Origin of the sequence: Pseudidiomarina salilacus (assembly GCF_047323925.1) — a bacterium.
GTDB classification, from domain to species: domain Bacteria; phylum Pseudomonadota; class Gammaproteobacteria; order Enterobacterales; family Alteromonadaceae; genus Pseudidiomarina; species Pseudidiomarina salilacus.
This window is the reverse complement of record NZ_CP178751.1, coordinates 1,590,331-1,605,864: the sequence shown is the minus strand read 5'-3', so window position 1 is coordinate 1,605,864 and position 15,534 is coordinate 1,590,331. Positions and strand designations below refer to the sequence as shown.

Here is a 15,534-nt window from a genome sequence, read left to right as displayed (position 1 = left end):
TTCATGGACGTATGAAAAAGCGTGCTTCGTGCTTCGGGATTCGTGCGCTCACTGCGTTCGCTCTTCGGGGCTCTCCGAACAGCGCAGCGGACGAACAGCGCAGCGTACGAATAACGAAACACGCTCTTGATTTTTGCTCTGTTTCGGACAAGTATAACCCTCGCAGCCGTTGGAGGGACACGTGCGCTTTATCCTTATTCTCATCATTTTAGCTCTGAGCTTTGCCGTACAAGCTAATCAAGCAGAAACGCCAGTGATCAAAGTGGCTGCTTACCATTTTCCCCCTTACTTTTCCGCCTATGATAACCAACATCTTAGTGGCGATGTCATTGCTGCGTTAAACCAACACCAATCCAAGTATCGCTTTGAATTGCATGATGTGCCGGCGCAGGCGCGTTTTCAGGCGTTGAGTGAAACGGGTTGTTGTCAACTTATGTTATTTGAAGCGCCACGTTGGGGATGGTCCAGAAAGCTTCCGGAAGTGGTGGCAAGCGAAGTATTGGTCAATGGGAAAGAGCGCTTGGTAGCCAAACGTGCACCAGGACGTGGACAAGAGTACTTTACGCAAAGTGGCTTACGGTTTGGTGGATTATCGGGTTATCACTATCCGTTTCTCGAAAATACCACGGATCAAACGCTATTAGAGCAACGTTACAATGTTTACGTATCAATGAGTCATGACATCAACGTACGCATGTTACTCAATGGCCGAGTCGATGTGATTATGATGCACGATGAGTACCTCAACAAGCTGCGTGACAAATCTTGGTATAACGACTTATTGCTTAAAGACGAGCCGTACGACGAATACGACCTACGCGTTATTGTTAATCCAAATAAAGATTTTAGTTTGCAAGATTGGGAGACAGCGCTGCAGATACTCATCAACAAGGGCGTATTACAGCAGCTATTGCGTAAGTATGGCCTCGAGTCACCGCTGCTAGTAGACGCTCAGACCGAGACGGTTCGCTAAATTACGGATCATGGCCATGCTTCTAGCCGAGTTACCGTAACTATTCAGTGGCGGCGACCAAGCCGCGATAACGCCATAATCTGGAACAATAGCGACAATGCCACCACCCACTCCACTTTTTGCCGGTAATCCCACAGTAAAAGCGAACTGGCCTGACTGATCGTACATACCACTGGTGCTCATCAAAGCATTGATGCGCTGGGCATCGCGATGGGAGGTGATTTGCTTGCCGCTGAGTGGACATTTACCCCGATTCGCCAAGAATGCCAAGCTTCGAGCGAGATCTTCGGTCGTCATGGTCAGAGCGCACTGCCAAAAGTAGTGATCAAGCACTTCTTCGACGTCTGCTTCGATATTGCCAAAACTTTTCATCAGATAGGCCAGTGCGGAGTTGCGTGCACCGTGCTCGCGCTCTGATTCGTGCACGCGGGAGTCAACACCGACATTTTCGCGATGACATAGACTACGAACCATGCTCAATAAAGCCGATTTGCTCGCGGAAAAGTGGCTGACGAGTACATCGCTGACTAAAATGGCGCCGGCATTAATCATCGGGTTACGTGGAATGCCTTTTTCCCATTCAAGCTGTACGATCGAGTTAAAGGGTTGCCCAGAAGGCTCCATTTGTACCCGCTCCCAAAGACTTTCACCCATACGTTCCATCGCTAACATTAGGCCGAAAATCTTCGAAATAGATTGAATCGAGAAAGCCACTTGGCTGTCGCCAACCGAAGTGACCGATCCATCGAGGGTGGCCACCGTAAGGGCACAATAATCAGCTTTGACTTCAGCAAGGGCAGGAATGTAATCAGCCACTTTACCGTCGTTCACGGTAAGCGCCTGTTGCAGGATTTCCTGCAACAGCGGTTTCAGGTTCTCTGGGGCGTGTATCGATTGCCCGCCACTGATTACATCATGCGCCATGGTACCAGCTTAACTTGTTTTCAGCAGTGGTGCCAAAAAGCGTGCCGTGTGCGACCGCTCACTTTTGACGATCTGTTCTGGCGTACCCTCAGTGAGAATTTCACCGCCGCCAGCACCGCCCTCTGGGCCAAGGTCGACAATCCAATCTGCAGTTTTAATGACATCGAGGTTATGCTCAATAATCACCACGGTATTGCCATGGTCACGCAAGCGGTGCAGTACCACCAGTAATTGCTGAATATCGTGGAAGTGCAGACCTGTGGTTGGCTCATCTAAAATGTACAGTGTTTTACCGGTGTCACGCTTGGAGAGTTCACGCGACAGCTTCACCCGCTGTGCTTCACCACCTGACAAGGTTGTCGCCGATTGACCCAAACGAATATAGCTCAAGCCGACATCCATTAAGGTTTGTAACTTGCGTGAGATGGCTGGAACTGCGGCGAAGAATTCATTGGCGTCTTCAACGGTCATTTCCAGCACTTCGTGAATGCTCTTGCCTTTGTATTGGATTTCAAGCGTTTCACGATTGTAGCGCTTGCCCTTACAAACATCGCACGGCACGTAGACGTCCGGCAAGAAGTGCATTTCGACTTTGATCACGCCATCGCCCTGGCAGGCTTCACAGCGACCACCACGCACGTTAAAGCTAAAACGACCCGGTTTGTAGCCACGTGAGCGTGCCTCTTGGGTACCTGCGAAGAGTTCACGAATAGGCGTGAAGATACCGGTGTAAGTCGCTGGATTCGAACGCGGCGTACGACCGATCGGGCTTTGGTCAATATCAACCACTTTATCAAGATACTGCATCCCATCGATATCACGGTAGGGCGCAGGCTCATTGGTCGTTGCTTTGTTCAAGTCGCGATGCGCAATGCGGAACAGGGTGTCATTTACCAAGGTGGACTTACCCGAGCCAGACACACCAGTAACGCATGACATAAGGCCAATTGGCAGTTTCAGGGTGACGTCTTTTAAATTGTTGCCGGTGGCACCGCTGAGCGTCAACCAACGCTTGTCGGGTTGATGGCGTTCTGCGGGTACGGCAATTTCTTTACGACCAGATAGATAATCAGCGGTAAGTGATCGCTCACTTTTTAGGATGTCGTCAATGGTACCTTGCGCGACGATTTCACCACCGTGCACGCCAGCACCCGGGCCAATGTCGATGACATGGTCGGCAGCGCGAATGGCATCTTCATCATGTTCTACCACGATAACCGTGTTACCCAAGTCGCGCAGGCGCGTGAGGGTACTCAATAAACGTTCGTTATCGCGTTGATGCAGACCAATTGAAGGTTCATCTAAAACGTACATCACGCCGACCAAGCCAGCGCCAATTTGACTGGCTAAGCGGATCCGCTGTGCTTCACCGCCAGACAAAGTTTCGGCGGAACGCGACAAGCTTAAATAATTTAGCCCCACGTTAACTAGGAAGCCTAAACGGTCATTAATCTCTTTCAAGATCTTCTCGGCGATTTTGGCGCGTTGGCCATCGAGTTCGAGCGAGCTGAAGAACTCTAATGCATCTCCAATGGAGCGATCGACAATCGCGGGAAGGTTGGTGTCGTTGACGAATACGTTTCTTGCTTCTTCACGCAACCGCGCGCCGCCACAACTTTTACAGGGCTGTGCAGCAAGATACTTCGCCAGTTCTTCACGGACCGCTGATGAATCGGTCTCGCGATAGCGGCGTTGCATGTTCGGGATGATGCCTTCGAACGGGTGACGACGCACGACGCGGTCACCGCGGTCATTCATATAGGTGAATTCGATATTCTCACGACCACTACCAAATAAAATCACCTGTTGGTGGTCATCGCTGAGTTGGTTAAATGGCTGATTAAGGTCAAAGCCGTAGTGTTTCGCCAACGATTGCAGCATCTGGTAGTAATAAAAATTACGCTTGTCCCAGCCGCGAATCGCGCCGCCAGTAAGACTTAATTCAGCGTTATTGATGACTTTTTGCGGATCAAAGAATTGTTCGATACCTAAGCCATCACACGAACTACAAGCGCCGGCAGGGTTGTTGAAACTGAACAGCCGCGGTTCTAATTCCTGCATGCTGTAGCCGCAGTGTGGACAGGCAAAGTTAGCCGAGAAGACCAAGTTCGATAATTTCGAATCAGCTTCCATCGGTGCCACAATGGCAGTACCGCCACTGAGTTCAAGTGCAGTCTCAAAAGATTCCGCGAGACGCAACTCGAGGCCATCACGAACTTTGATGCGGTCCACCACGACTTCTATGGTGTGTTTCTTTTGTAACTCCAGCTTGGGTGGATCGCTTAAATCACACAATTCGCCATCGATGCGTGCACGAATAAAGCCTTGTGCTGCCAGGTTATCAAGTACCTTGGTGTGTTCACCCTTGCGATCCTGAATAATCGGCGCCAAAATCATCAGCTTTTCGCCTTCGGGCAGGGTCAGCACCTGATCGACCATTTGCGAAACAGTTTGCGCCGCCAGTGCGACGTCGTGCGTCGGGCAGCGTGGCTCGCCGACGCGTGCAAACATCAAGCGCAAGTAATCATAAATTTCGGTAATGGTACCGACAGTCGAGCGTGGGTTGTGCGAAGTCGACTTCTGTTCGATGGAAATAGCCGGCGAAAGACCTTCGATACTATCGACGTCTGGCTTTTCCATGAGCGACAAAAATTGCCGCGCGTAGGCCGATAGCGACTCGACATAACGGCGCTGCCCCTCGGCATAGAGCGTATCAAATGCCAGCGAAGACTTACCTGATCCCGACAAGCCAGTGATGACAATGAGCTTGTCGCGCGGGATAGTGAGCTGCAGATTCTTCAAGTTATGGGTGCGGGCTCCGCGTACTTCTATTGAGTCCATAGTTTTAACCTTTCACTCCGGTGGCGAAAATCAAACGAGTATTATCGCACAGCGACCACCTTCTGGTACAATCACTGGCGAATTTTCTTAGCTGTGATGAGTGACACATGTCCAATCCCTCGAACGAACAACGTCTTACCAAAGTAGAACGCCGCGCTTCGGGAGCTCTAGCTGCTGTCTTCGGACTACGCATGTTAGGCCTGTTTTTGATCATGCCGGTCATGGCTATTTACGGTAAGAACTATCCTGATTACACGCCATTGCTGGTCGGCCTAGCTATCGGTGCCTATGGGCTGACACAAGCATTGTTGCAGATTCCAATGGGCATGCTATCGGATAAAATCGGGCGTCGTCCGATTATTGTCGGTGGTCTGCTGATTTTCGCAGTGGGTAGCTTAGTAGCTGCGTATGCGGACACTTTAGCTGGCGTTATTGTAGGTCGTGCGTTGCAAGGTACGGGTGCGATTGCGGCCGCAATTTTGGCTTTAGCAGCTGACATCACGCGCGACTCACAACGGCCGAAAGTCATGGCTATGATCGGCATGTGCATTGGCCTGTCATTCGCGCTAGCGTTGATTCTAGGACCATTACTGGGGCCGGTGATAGGCATGTCAGGGTTATTCTTGTTTACCGCTGTGAGCGCGTTGTTCGGGCTGGTGGTGTTTTGGTTCTCGGTGCCCAAAGTAGAATTGCGCGCCGCGCGCGGTGATTTGCTGCCGCAGCGCAGTGAATTGTGGCGCATTTTTAAGCATCCGCAACTGGCGCGGTTAAATGCCGGCGTGTTTATTTTGCATTGTTTACTCACCGCTTTCTTTGTAGTGGTGCCTACGCAGCTGGTGCAAGGAGGCTTAGCCAGTGAGCAACACGCCTGGCTCTATCTGCCAACCTTGCTAGGCTCGTTTGCGCTGATGATTCCGATGCTCATTATTGCGGAAAAGAAACGGCAGCAACCTAACTTTTTCCGTGTCGCCATTGTTTTGCTGATTGCCGCAGTTGCCGTTATCGCTTGGGCACAGGGCGGATGGCTGATTTACAGCCTAGCAATTGTCTTGTTTTTTACTGGGTTTAACTTTCTCGAAGCGACGTTGCCCTCGAGCTTGACGCGCTTTGCCCCAGCCGGCAGTAAAGGCAGTGCCAGTGGTGTGTATGCAACCGCCCAATTTGCCGGTGCCTTCGTTGGTGGTGCCGTCGGTGGAGGCTTGTTGCAAACGATGGGGTTGAATGGCGTTGTCGGCTTCGCCTTAATCCTGCTAGTATGCTGGTTAATGATTAGTTTTGGCATGCAGCCACCACCCCAATGGCAGAATGTAAGCTTCCGTTTGCAAACGCTTGACTCCGAGCAACGCAAGAGTTTGATTGACCAGTTAGCCCAAGCCCAAGGTGTGGAAGAGGTTCGGCTCGTTGCAGAAGAACAAATAGCGTATTTGAAAGTGCATAAAACTGACTACAATGAACAACAGATTACGGCGCTGATGAAGCCGTATTTAGCATAGGAAAGGAGTAGCTCATGGCCAAAGGTGGCATTAATAAAGTAATTCTTATCGGCAACTTAGGCGCTGATCCGGAGATCCGTTACACGCAGAATAATAATGCGATTGCCAACTTGTCGATTGCCACTAGCGAAACCTGGAAAGACAAACAAACCGGCGAGCCGCGTGAGCAAACTGAGTGGCACCGTTGTGTCGCCTACCGCCGACTCGCAGAAATTTGCGGCGAGTATTTGAAAAAGGGCTCAAAAGTATACGTCGAAGGTCGTTTGCAAACGCGCAAGTGGCAGGGCCAAGACGGTGTTGAACGGTATACTACCGAAATCATTATTAACGATCTGCAAATGCTCGATGGTCGTCCAAGTGGCGGTCAAGGTGGTGGTGGTCAGTACCAACAAAGCTCGGGTGGCGGTCAATATCAGCAGGGCGGCGGGCAACAACAGCAAGCGCGTCCGCAGCAACCAGCGAGCGGCGCTGGCGGCTTTAACCAGCAACAACAGCAGCGTCCGCCTGCACAACAACCGCAGCAGCAACAAAACAATGACCCGTTCGTCCCTGACCAGGACTTCGACGACGATATTCCGTTCTAAGGAAACACCTTGCTAGCTAAAATCATCCTCAGTAGTTTGGCGGCGCTCGCGCTGGTGGCATGCGCTCCGCCAAAGGATGATATTGTGATAGCCGGAAACTCATGGCTCGGTGCCACCCCTTTTTATGCGTTCGAAGCAGTTAGTCCAGAGCAGATGCCAGCAGGTATTCGTACCGTAATGCTGGTTTCTGACATTAGCGTCATGCGCATGCTGGGTAACGGGGGCATCAGCGGCGCGTTTGTTACCCTTGACAACGCCTTGACTGCAAACACGCTCTCCGGCGGTGATTATTGTGTTGCCATGGTGATCGATCGATCAAATGGCGCTGATGCAGTCGTTGCCCGGCCTGACTGGCAGCCTGAATCTGGCATGCCTATCCGAGTCGGGCTCGAGGACAGTACCATTGCGCGCTACATGTTAGAGCGTTGGCAGAGCGCCGCGCAGCTTAACGCCGTTGACCTGCAACCTCGCGTATTGCTGCCAACCCAACATTTGGCAGCAATGAAGAATGAATCAGTCGATGTCATTATTAGCTACGAGCCCTTCATTACCCGCTTAAAGCAGCTGAACGGACGGGTACTGTTTGACTCACGCTCAGAAGATGTCGATGTGCTCGATGTTTTGATTGTGCGCAAAGAGGTGTTTGCAGCAGCTCCAAGGCAGATTATTGCGCTTCGTGAGCAAGTATGGCCGCGCATTTTTGTGCGGATACAAGAGCGTGAAGAAACCTTCTGGTCGGCATTACGTCAGCTCAGCGATCTTCCTGCAGATGATTTATCAAGTACGCTTGCGGCGGTCGAGTTTGTGCCAGCTGAGCGTCAAGCTGAAGCTCTCGAACAGCTCATCACGACGGCGATGCCGGCAACGATTAACTATTTAATCGCCAACAATGTGCATGATCACGTCGAGCCACTTAGCATTTGCGGGGCGCGGCAATGAGATACCTGCCGTGGCATCAGCGACTCAGCACTCAGCTAACCTTACCTATGTTATTTGCGGTGTTTGCTATCTTTGCTGGACTGACCTACTTCTTGTTGAGCGCCCAGCAAGAAAACGCGATGCGCTCGGCGTATCTCGACCTAGCCAGTAGCCTGTCCGTCGAGCAAGGTGCATTTAACCGGATGTATACTTCGGACCGAATCTCTGCGGTACCAGAGCTGTTGAGCGAAATGCATGTGCACCCGCGCGTCGATAACGCCTTGATTGTCGATAGTGAGGGGGATTATGTTTGGCGTTACGAGCCCAACGTCATTAATGGTAAGCTTGAACGCTTCTATCAAGACTTGGACAAACAACTATTAGCTGACGTTACAAAAAGCGGCGAAACCCTGATTGAATATCACCCCGAGCATGACCACTTCGTTGCGATTGCGCCAATACTGCGGGGGCGCAGCGTCACGCAAGAAATTGCACGTAACCTATTAATTGTCGAGTATCGCCATAGCCACGGTTGGTATAACATCGAATCCTTACCTTTGTGGCCATTGGTCATTTTTATCGCCTTGTTGGGTGCCGTAGGGATAGGTTTATGGTTAGCGTTGCAAAAGTTCGCTGCTCGGCCAGCTGAGCAATTAGTCACTGCGGTCCGTCAATATGGCGCAGGACAACCCATTACTGGCAAACTGCCCTACAGCATGCCGAACGAGTTTGGCTTCCTCGCGCGACAGCTCCGTCTTGCCGTTCGCGATCGCAGTGAGCGCGAGCAGAAACTAGCGAAGCTCTCAGCCGCAGTGGAACAGGCCAACGATAGTATTGTTATTACCGATTTGAGCGGGGCGATTGAATACGTTAACCCGGCTTTTGAACGCATCTCTGGCTATGCCAAGGAAGAGGTCATTGGACGTAACCCGCGTATTTTAGGCTCCGGACGAACCCCTGCAGAAACCTACCAAGAGATGTGGGACTCACTCGTCGCCGGGCGTACTTGGCAAGGCGAGCTCTACAACTTGACCAAAGGCGGTGAAGAATTCCGCGAGTGGGCGACGATTTCACCCTTGCGCAACGAACAAGGGGTTATCACCCATTATTTGGGCAGTAAATTGAATATCACCGAGCGCATCGAAGCGGAAGCGCGCATTGAGCACTTAGCTTATTTTGATACGCTCACTGACCTTCCGAATCGCGTCAGTTGTGTTAATTTCCTGACTGAATCGCTGAAACAACAAGAGCCTGGTCATAATGCTGCTGCCGTGCTGTTTGACCTTGATGGCCTGCAGCGCATTAATGATGTACGAGGCTTCCACTTTGGTGATGAAATTCTCTGCGAAATCGCCAAGCGTTTTCGCGGATTACTACATGACGAACCGCGCGCATTCCTAGCGAACTTAGGTGGTGACTTATTTGCCATGATGCTGCCAGCGCGAGACCTTAGTGCCGATGCACTGTTGCAAGACGTGCAGACGTTCGTGAAGTTGGTGCTGTCGGAAGTCGCGCAGCCAATTACGGTGCATGGCGAACGCGTTTCGGTAACTGCCAGTGCTGGCATCGTAATCTACAATAATAAAGCAGAGTCGGCGGATTCGGTTATCCGCCACGCTGAGACCGCCGTGCACACGGCTAAAGCGGCTGGTGGTAACCAAACCGCCGTTTATGACACTTCTTACAGCCAGCAATTGAAGCGTCGTTACGACATCGAACGCGAACTGCGCCACGCAATCGAAGCGGATGGGTTAAAGCTATTCCTACAACCACAAGTCAATGTGCATGGCCAGGCAATTGGTGCTGAAGTTTTAATTCGTTGGCAGCATCCAGAGCGCGGCATGATTTCACCAGCAGAGTTTATTCCAACCGCAGAACAGACTGACTTGATTGTTGATTTGGGTAAATGGATTCTGCGTGAGGCGTTAAAGCTGCTTAAGCAACTACCGGCGCCGCTTACCTTGGCAATCAATATAAGTCCGCGCCAGTTCCGCAAATTCGATTTTGTTTATTGTATTGAGCAAGAATTACAAGCTAGTGGCGCTGATCCTCAGCGGCTCATCCTCGAAATGACCGAAAACCTCTTTGTTGAGGATATGACTGACATCATCGAAAAAATGCGTGCGCTGCGTGAAACGGGCGTGCAGTTTTCCATCGATGATTTTGGTACGGGGTATTCATCCTTATCCTATTTACAAAAATTACCGATTCAAGAATTAAAAATCGACCGAACGTTCGTCAATGAGATCGGTATGAGTGAGCAACAGGCGATTATCGACTCAGTGATTGCGATTGCGCAAAATCTCAAGCTACGCATAGTCGCCGAGGGAGTTGAGACCGAAGTGCAAGCGCAATACCTTGCCAGCCATGAAAAAAATATCGTGTTGCAAGGTTATTTGTTCGGCAAGCCAGAACCGGCAGAGAATTTCCTTACGCAACAGCAACCGCGGTAGCGTTGCAAAAATACCGACTAGGCTGACGTACATCAGACACTCTATTACTGCCAAAATCCTCCCTTCAGTTGTAAAAAAAATTGAAAATAATTGTTTTTTTTGTGCATTTTGTATACTTAATGCATTGCTTTACCGTTGTACTACAGCAACCACTAGTAGCCCATTTACGGACCCTACTTCTTACGTTGTTTGTTTTCCAATCTAAAGGAAATACTTTTTATGCTTAGTCTAAATAGTTCTACTTTTAAGAAAATTATGCATAGGACAATTGTGGGTGCTGTGTTGGTGATGGCGTGCGCTGTTGTCTTACCACCGCTGATAAAAGGACCTTCCGACGACGCGCCTTATGCGAACATACCCAGTACAGGTCTCCTGTTGGCAATCCTGGCGCTGGTATTTTTCGTTTCTCAGGTATCTAGAAAATTCGTACTGCAAGAGTCAGCAAAAATAAAATACGTTTCGACAAAGTTCGTCTCGCTGACGCCGGACGCTAGACGCAAGCGGCTTATGGAAGCTCTGATAGTATGTGGCCTAGCCGTGCCGGTTTTTTTGTTCATACTGCTGTCTTCGCAGGAGCCATCACCACTCCTACTTTTGCTAATACCGATCGTTATTGTTGCTTTTTCCTTCTATGCTACGTTGATCCCTGCGCTGTTTAATTCTGCAGAATTCAGAGAAGAGACTATAGAGCTTGACGGGGTGCAAACCGGCAAGGTGATCATTCCCTTTGATCGGCTCTTATCAGTCGGGCAAAAGCGCAGTTGGGTCAGTGTGCTTAGTTTTGATCCGCAGGGCGATCTACTTGTGGTAACAGCTGAAGACGCTGAGGGTCAGCCACAAGAACACCGTATTCGCTTGTTAAGAGGCATGGTTCACCGGGAACTTTTTATCGGAATGCTCAAAGACAAGTGTTAGCAGGCAGTACAAACAAGTCCAGACCGATAACCCGTCTGGACTTGTCTGCGGAATGACTACTCAGTAATTTGATATTGCGCTGCAAGCGTATCGAAATACTGCAACGCTTGCTTGGCATAGGCTCGTTTTGCCAGATAGTCGCCCGGGAAGAAGTTCTTCTTAAAGCCATAGGCGACGATATCTTTCAAACGTTTTAATGGGATATCTGCCGTTTGCAGCGCAAGTTCGTATTCGTTTGTCACCGTGGTCCGCGAGACCAAGCGGTTATCGGTACAAATCACGGTGGCGAGACGATTCGCGTACATGTGTTTAAAGTTATGGTTGCGAACATCGCCAATCGCCGGATTGGTTTGCAAATTGCTGGTGATGCAGACTTCGATCGCGATGCGACGATCAGCAATAAACGAGGCCAACTTACTGGCGTAACCGCTTTTGTCTTCGATGCTCTCATCTTGAATCATGTCGGGTGAAAACAATGAATAACCATGCCCTAAGCGATCGGCATAGCACTGCGTGAGCGCTTCAAAAATGCTCTCGGCACCGTACGCTTCACCAGCATGCACAGTTTTCAGCAAGAAGTTCTGGTGCGCGTATTCGTAGACTTCTTTAAAGTCATGTGCCGGGTAGCCCATTTCTTGCCCCGCAATATCCAAGCCTACAATCGGTAGGCCTTCTTCATCGCGCAAGCGAATGCTGGCGCGAATCATTTCCATGGCGGCAATTTTGATAACCTGTTTGGGTTCATGATCACGCAGCGTCTGGAACAACTGGGTGTAGTAAGGTGAAAATCCTTTTTTACCGAACATACGCATCGCACAATTGATGATGCCGTAGTGAAACGGAGGTTTGCTGCCATCGCGCACCGCTGCTTGCTGATTATATTCCTCTTGCGCACGTTTGAGGCCATCGTTGACGGTATGCATCACACGGTCAAAATCAATACCGCGGCTAGGGTCCATCATCAACTGCGGCGCAAAGCGCACTTCAATATAGATGACGCCTTCAGCTAAGTTATCCATGGCCAATTCGTACGCGGCTTGTTCGAGGTTTTCCATGTCACGTAGCACGGCGCAGGTGTACTGGAAACCATTTAGGTATTCACCGAGGTCGTTGTAGCTTTCTTTAAAAACCTGTTCGTACAAACCTTCGACCGTGTAAGAAGGCAGCTCGACACCACTGCGTTTTGCCATCTCGATAAGTCCAGCGGGCCGCAAACTGCCATCTAAGTGTAAGTGCAAGTCAGCTTTGGGCATCGCTTTAAGAAAATCAGTTGAATAACGCTGTGACATATCGACTCCTTCAGTGAATTTGCGCAATTATAGCAACAAACGCCTTTGCATTCAGCGCTTAAAGTCAGTATAAAACTGGCAGTACCCATCATTCGATATTGATAACCATGGCTTCACTTTATTTTACTTATTCAGCGATGAACGCGGGCAAGAGCACGTCGTTGTTGCAGGTTGCGCACAACTACGAAGAGCGCGATCAACGCGTCTTACTCCTCACTCCAGCGATTGATGATCGGGCAGGCAAAGGCAAAATAGCGTCGCGACTCGGTATCGATAGAGGCGCGTTGGCATTTACCTCAAGCACAGACTTATCGGCACTGATTAAAGCACGCCACCAACAACAACCGATTGATTGTGTGTTGATTGACGAGGCACAGTTCTTGACTGAACCGCAAGTGTGGCAGTTGACCGATGTCGTTGATCGAGTAGATATTCCGGTGATGTGTTATGGCATTCGTACCGATGCCTTCGGCCAAGCCTTCCCAGGTAGCGCAGTGTTGTTGGCCGTCGCCGATAAGGTGAGTGAAATGAAGACCATCTGCCACTGCGGGCGCAAAGCTACGATGAACCTGCGCATTGACGAAAATGGTGAAGCGGTTAAAGTCGGCGAACAAATAGCTATAGGTGGCAATGACCGTTACATTTCCTGTTGCCGTAGGCACTGGAAAGAAAAACTCGGTCTATAAGCAAATTTTTATTTAAAATTTAACCAATTGTCGCACTTGCAAGCGCGACTTCTCTGCTATGCTGAAAGTGTCAACTTTAAGCTGGAGTTACCATGGGCTCAGTGCCGTTACCCGATAATGAAACTGAACGTCTGCACCTGTTGCACGAGCTCGATCTGCTCGACAGTGGTAATGATGAATTATTAGATCGTATCACGCAGTTGGTGAAGGAGCTTTTTGCTGCCGACATCGCCCTGATTAGCTTGGTCGACGAGCACCGACAATGGTTTAAATCTAAAGTTGGTTTTGCCGAGCCGGAAACACCGCGCAATATCTCTTTTTGTACACATGTCGTAGCTTCTGGTGAAACGTTACTGGTTGATGACGCAACGCAAGACCCGCGCTTTGTTGATAACCCTTTAGTTACGGCAGCAAACGGTATTCGCTCCTACGTCGGTGCACCCTTGACGCTTTACGATGAGTATCACCTAGGTACGCTTTGTGTAATCTCGTCGAAAACTAATCACTTTCCAAGTGGCACCAAGCGCGTTCTGGAACTTTTAGCTGATTGGGTCTCGACAACCCTCACCGATCATTATGAGCTCGATAATTACCGCGCGGAGCGCGACGTGCTAGCGCAAGGGCCCGTCTGTGCGGTGGTGTGGCGCATCGAACCTAAAGTGCAGCTGACTTACGTTGCTGATAACGCACTCCGAGTGTTGGGTTATAAATCTGCGTATTTACTGCGTGATGAGGTCAATTACGAAAGCATCGTACATCCAGATGATCGTGAAGAGTTACTTGCGCGAATGCAACGCTTGATCGACGGCGAACAAGCCTATTTAGAGATGGATTACCGTGTTCTGCTTCCTGAAGCCAAAGCACAGGGGGTGCGTTGGGTTCATCATTTCGCCCGCGCAGACCATGATAAACAAGGCAACGTCATTCGGGTCCGTGGCTATTTGCTGGATGACAGCAAGGGCAAAAACCTCGAACTAGAACTACGTGAAAGCAACAAAAACTTCGAGCTTGCGCTTGCCGCAGGAGAGTTTTTTACTTGGTCGTGGTTCATTCCCGAAGATAAATTAATGGTAAGTCATGCTTGGTCGCTGCTGTTGGGCTATGACGCTCAAAAAGAAGGTGAAATCGATTGGCAGTCCTTACTCCACCCTGATGACATAAACGCGTTGCGGACGCAGTTAAAAGCGCACCTGCATGGTGATACGGAGCGCTTTGATGTACGTTTTCGATTACGCCATGACGACGGTCACTATGTCTGGATTCATAGTGTTGGGCGACTCGTCGAGCGCGATCATGACGGCAAACCGTTGCGGATGAGTGGGATTCATCATGACATTTCTGGGCAAGTTGAAAATGAAGCTTTCTTGGCGCAGCAAACCGCGGTTCTAGAACTGGTCTCGCATGTACAGCATGAATTCATGCTGGCGAAAAACTTTAGTGATGTGACCGACTACGCGTTACCGAAGCTTATGCAGATGACCGCTAGTGCTTTCGGTTTGGTCGGTGAACTACCTCCACAGTCGCGTCGGCGCGATATGCTGCAAATTCATGGACTCGAGCTACTAGGTGAAGGCAATGCTAATAGTGAATATCACAAACTAATTCAGCAAGGGTTAGAAGTTGTGGTAAGTGGCGATGTGGTTCGAAATGTGTTGTTGCGCGGTGAACCCGAGTTTTGTCATCTGCCAGTTTCACGCTTAGAGATGAGTTTTTCCCCGGTAACGATTCCGGAACTGCGCAACGCACTGGTCTTGCCGCTCTATTTTAAACACGACGTTGTGGGGCTACTGGTGCTGGGCAATAGCTCAGAAGGTTACCTGCGTTGGCACTTAAATTTGTTGCGACCGATGCTCGATACCTTGGGAACTTTGATGCACATGCGCCGGCTTGATGAGGAGCGTCAATATGCGCTGGAAGAGCTGCGGCGTATGGCGAGTGTGGATGAGTTAACTGGGGTCGCTAATCGGCGAGTATTTTGGCACGCGATGGAAGAGCGTTATGAAGAGTTTATGCGTTATCAAGTGACAATGAGTGTCGCTGTTATCGATCTAGACCACTTCAAATCGGTCAATGATACCTATGGCCATGCGGCAGGTGATGAGGTGCTGCGCGAATTTGCCAAACGCTGCAAAGCACAATTGCGTGATCTTGATTTGATCGGGCGGCTGGGTGGCGAAGAATTTGCCGTACTCTTGCCTTATAGTGATGTGATCGAAGCTAGCAAAGCTATCGAACGCTTGCGCGAACATGTTGCTGCGACTCCAGTTACTCATGATGATAAGCAAATCGCGATATCCTTTAGTGCGGGAGTTACCCAATTGCGCAGCACAGACGCTAAATTAGATGATTGGATGGCGCGCGCCGATGAAGCTCTTTATCAAGCGAAAGAAAGCGGGCGTAATCAAACCGTTGTAGTTCCTGAATCGAACTAATTCTGTATAATATGCAGACACTTCAT

The 15,534-nt window shown here is 50.0% G+C and carries 11 protein-coding genes; 8 read left to right on the top strand and 3 right to left on the bottom strand.

What is annotated here, in order from left to right; genetic code table 11:
* The first annotated feature begins 181 nt into the window (after positions 1 to 181).
* Positions 182 to 973, top strand: coding sequence for a substrate-binding periplasmic protein (locus ACJ8W9_RS07650; protein WP_411360785.1), 792 nt, complete (start codon positions 182 to 184; stop codon positions 971 to 973).
* On the opposite strand, the gene glsA is transcribed toward ACJ8W9_RS07650, so the two are convergent.
* Together glsA and uvrA are read right to left on the bottom strand one after the other, a co-directional pair.
* Entirely contained in the window at positions 941 to 1,897 is a 957-nt protein-coding gene (glsA, locus tag ACJ8W9_RS07645) for a glutaminase A (RefSeq protein ID WP_411359265.1), read from the bottom strand. The two genes, ACJ8W9_RS07650 and glsA, sit on opposite strands and share 33 nt — an antisense overlap.
* Positions 1,898 to 1,906: 9 nt before the next feature.
* Complete coding sequence (uvrA, locus tag ACJ8W9_RS07640) at positions 1,907 to 4,738, bottom strand: excinuclease ABC subunit UvrA (protein ID WP_411359264.1); 2,832 nt, start codon at positions 4,736 to 4,738, stop codon at positions 1,907 to 1,909.
* Positions 4,739 to 4,845: 107 nt separating this feature from the next.
* On the opposite strand from uvrA, the gene ACJ8W9_RS07635 reads away from it, so the two are divergent.
* The 5 genes from ACJ8W9_RS07635 to ACJ8W9_RS07615 all read left to right on the top strand — a co-directional run bounded on the left by ACJ8W9_RS07635 (position 4,846) and on the right by ACJ8W9_RS07615 (position 11,101).
* Positions 4,846 to 6,231: an MFS transporter gene (locus tag ACJ8W9_RS07635; protein ID WP_411359263.1), complete on the top strand. Its 1,386-nt coding sequence runs from the start codon at positions 4,846 to 4,848 to the stop codon at positions 6,229 to 6,231.
* 14 nt (positions 6,232 to 6,245) lie between these two features.
* Positions 6,246 to 6,815, top strand: coding sequence for a single-stranded DNA-binding protein (ssb, locus tag ACJ8W9_RS07630; RefSeq protein WP_411360784.1), 570 nt, complete (start codon positions 6,246 to 6,248; stop codon positions 6,813 to 6,815).
* Positions 6,816 to 6,824: 9 nt separating this feature from the next.
* Positions 6,825 to 7,754, top strand: coding sequence for a hypothetical protein (locus ACJ8W9_RS07625; protein WP_411359261.1), 930 nt, complete (start codon positions 6,825 to 6,827; stop codon positions 7,752 to 7,754).
* Complete coding sequence (locus ACJ8W9_RS07620; protein WP_411360783.1) at positions 7,751 to 10,186, top strand: putative bifunctional diguanylate cyclase/phosphodiesterase; 2,436 nt, start codon at positions 7,751 to 7,753, stop codon at positions 10,184 to 10,186. Before ACJ8W9_RS07625 ends, ACJ8W9_RS07620 begins: the two co-directional genes overlap by 4 nt.
* Positions 10,187 to 10,405: 219 nt before the next feature.
* Positions 10,406 to 11,101 (top strand): hypothetical protein, encoded by a 696-nt coding sequence (locus tag ACJ8W9_RS07615; RefSeq protein ID WP_411359259.1) that lies wholly within the window; start codon positions 10,406 to 10,408, stop codon positions 11,099 to 11,101.
* A gap of 56 nt (positions 11,102 to 11,157) precedes the next feature.
* Here the strand turns inward: ACJ8W9_RS07615 and ACJ8W9_RS07610 are convergent, their stop codons facing one another.
* Positions 11,158 to 12,390, bottom strand: coding sequence for an adenosine deaminase family protein (locus ACJ8W9_RS07610; protein ID WP_411360782.1), 1,233 nt, complete (start codon positions 12,388 to 12,390; stop codon positions 11,158 to 11,160).
* A gap of 107 nt (positions 12,391 to 12,497) precedes the next feature.
* Here ACJ8W9_RS07610 and ACJ8W9_RS07605 point away from each other — a divergent pair, with 107 nt between their 5' ends.
* Entirely contained in the window at positions 12,498 to 13,076 is a 579-nt protein-coding gene (locus tag ACJ8W9_RS07605; RefSeq protein WP_034731201.1) for a thymidine kinase, read from the top strand.
* A gap of 92 nt (positions 13,077 to 13,168) precedes the next feature.
* The gene (locus ACJ8W9_RS07600; RefSeq protein WP_411360781.1) at positions 13,169 to 15,508 is read left to right on the top strand and encodes a diguanylate cyclase; all 2,340 of its coding nucleotides are present in this window, start codon (positions 13,169 to 13,171) and stop codon (positions 15,506 to 15,508) included.
* The last annotated feature ends 26 nt before the right edge of the window (positions 15,509 to 15,534 follow it).

Bases quoted from the DNA above. Each gene is read 5' to 3' on its own strand.
- glsA (WP_411359265.1), bottom strand. From the start codon at position 1,897: ATGGCGCATGATGTAATCAGTGGCGGGCAATCGATACACGCCCCAGAG.
- uvrA (WP_411359264.1), bottom strand. From the start codon at position 4,738: ATGGACTCAATAGAAGTACGCGGAGCCCGCACCCATAACTTGAAGAAT.
- ACJ8W9_RS07635 (WP_411359263.1), top strand. From the start codon at position 4,846: ATGTCCAATCCCTCGAACGAACAACGTCTTACCAAAGTAGAACGCCGC.
- ssb (WP_411360784.1), top strand. From the start codon at position 6,246: ATGGCCAAAGGTGGCATTAATAAAGTAATTCTTATCGGCAACTTAGGC.
- ACJ8W9_RS07620 (WP_411360783.1), top strand. From the start codon at position 7,751: ATGAGATACCTGCCGTGGCATCAGCGACTCAGCACTCAGCTAACCTTA.
- ACJ8W9_RS07615 (WP_411359259.1), top strand. From the start codon at position 10,406: ATGCTTAGTCTAAATAGTTCTACTTTTAAGAAAATTATGCATAGGACA.
- ACJ8W9_RS07610 (WP_411360782.1), bottom strand. From the start codon at position 12,390: ATGTCACAGCGTTATTCAACTGATTTTCTTAAAGCGATGCCCAAAGCT.
- ACJ8W9_RS07605 (WP_034731201.1), top strand. From the start codon at position 12,498: ATGGCTTCACTTTATTTTACTTATTCAGCGATGAACGCGGGCAAGAGC.
- ACJ8W9_RS07600 (WP_411360781.1), top strand. From the start codon at position 13,169: ATGGGCTCAGTGCCGTTACCCGATAATGAAACTGAACGTCTGCACCTG.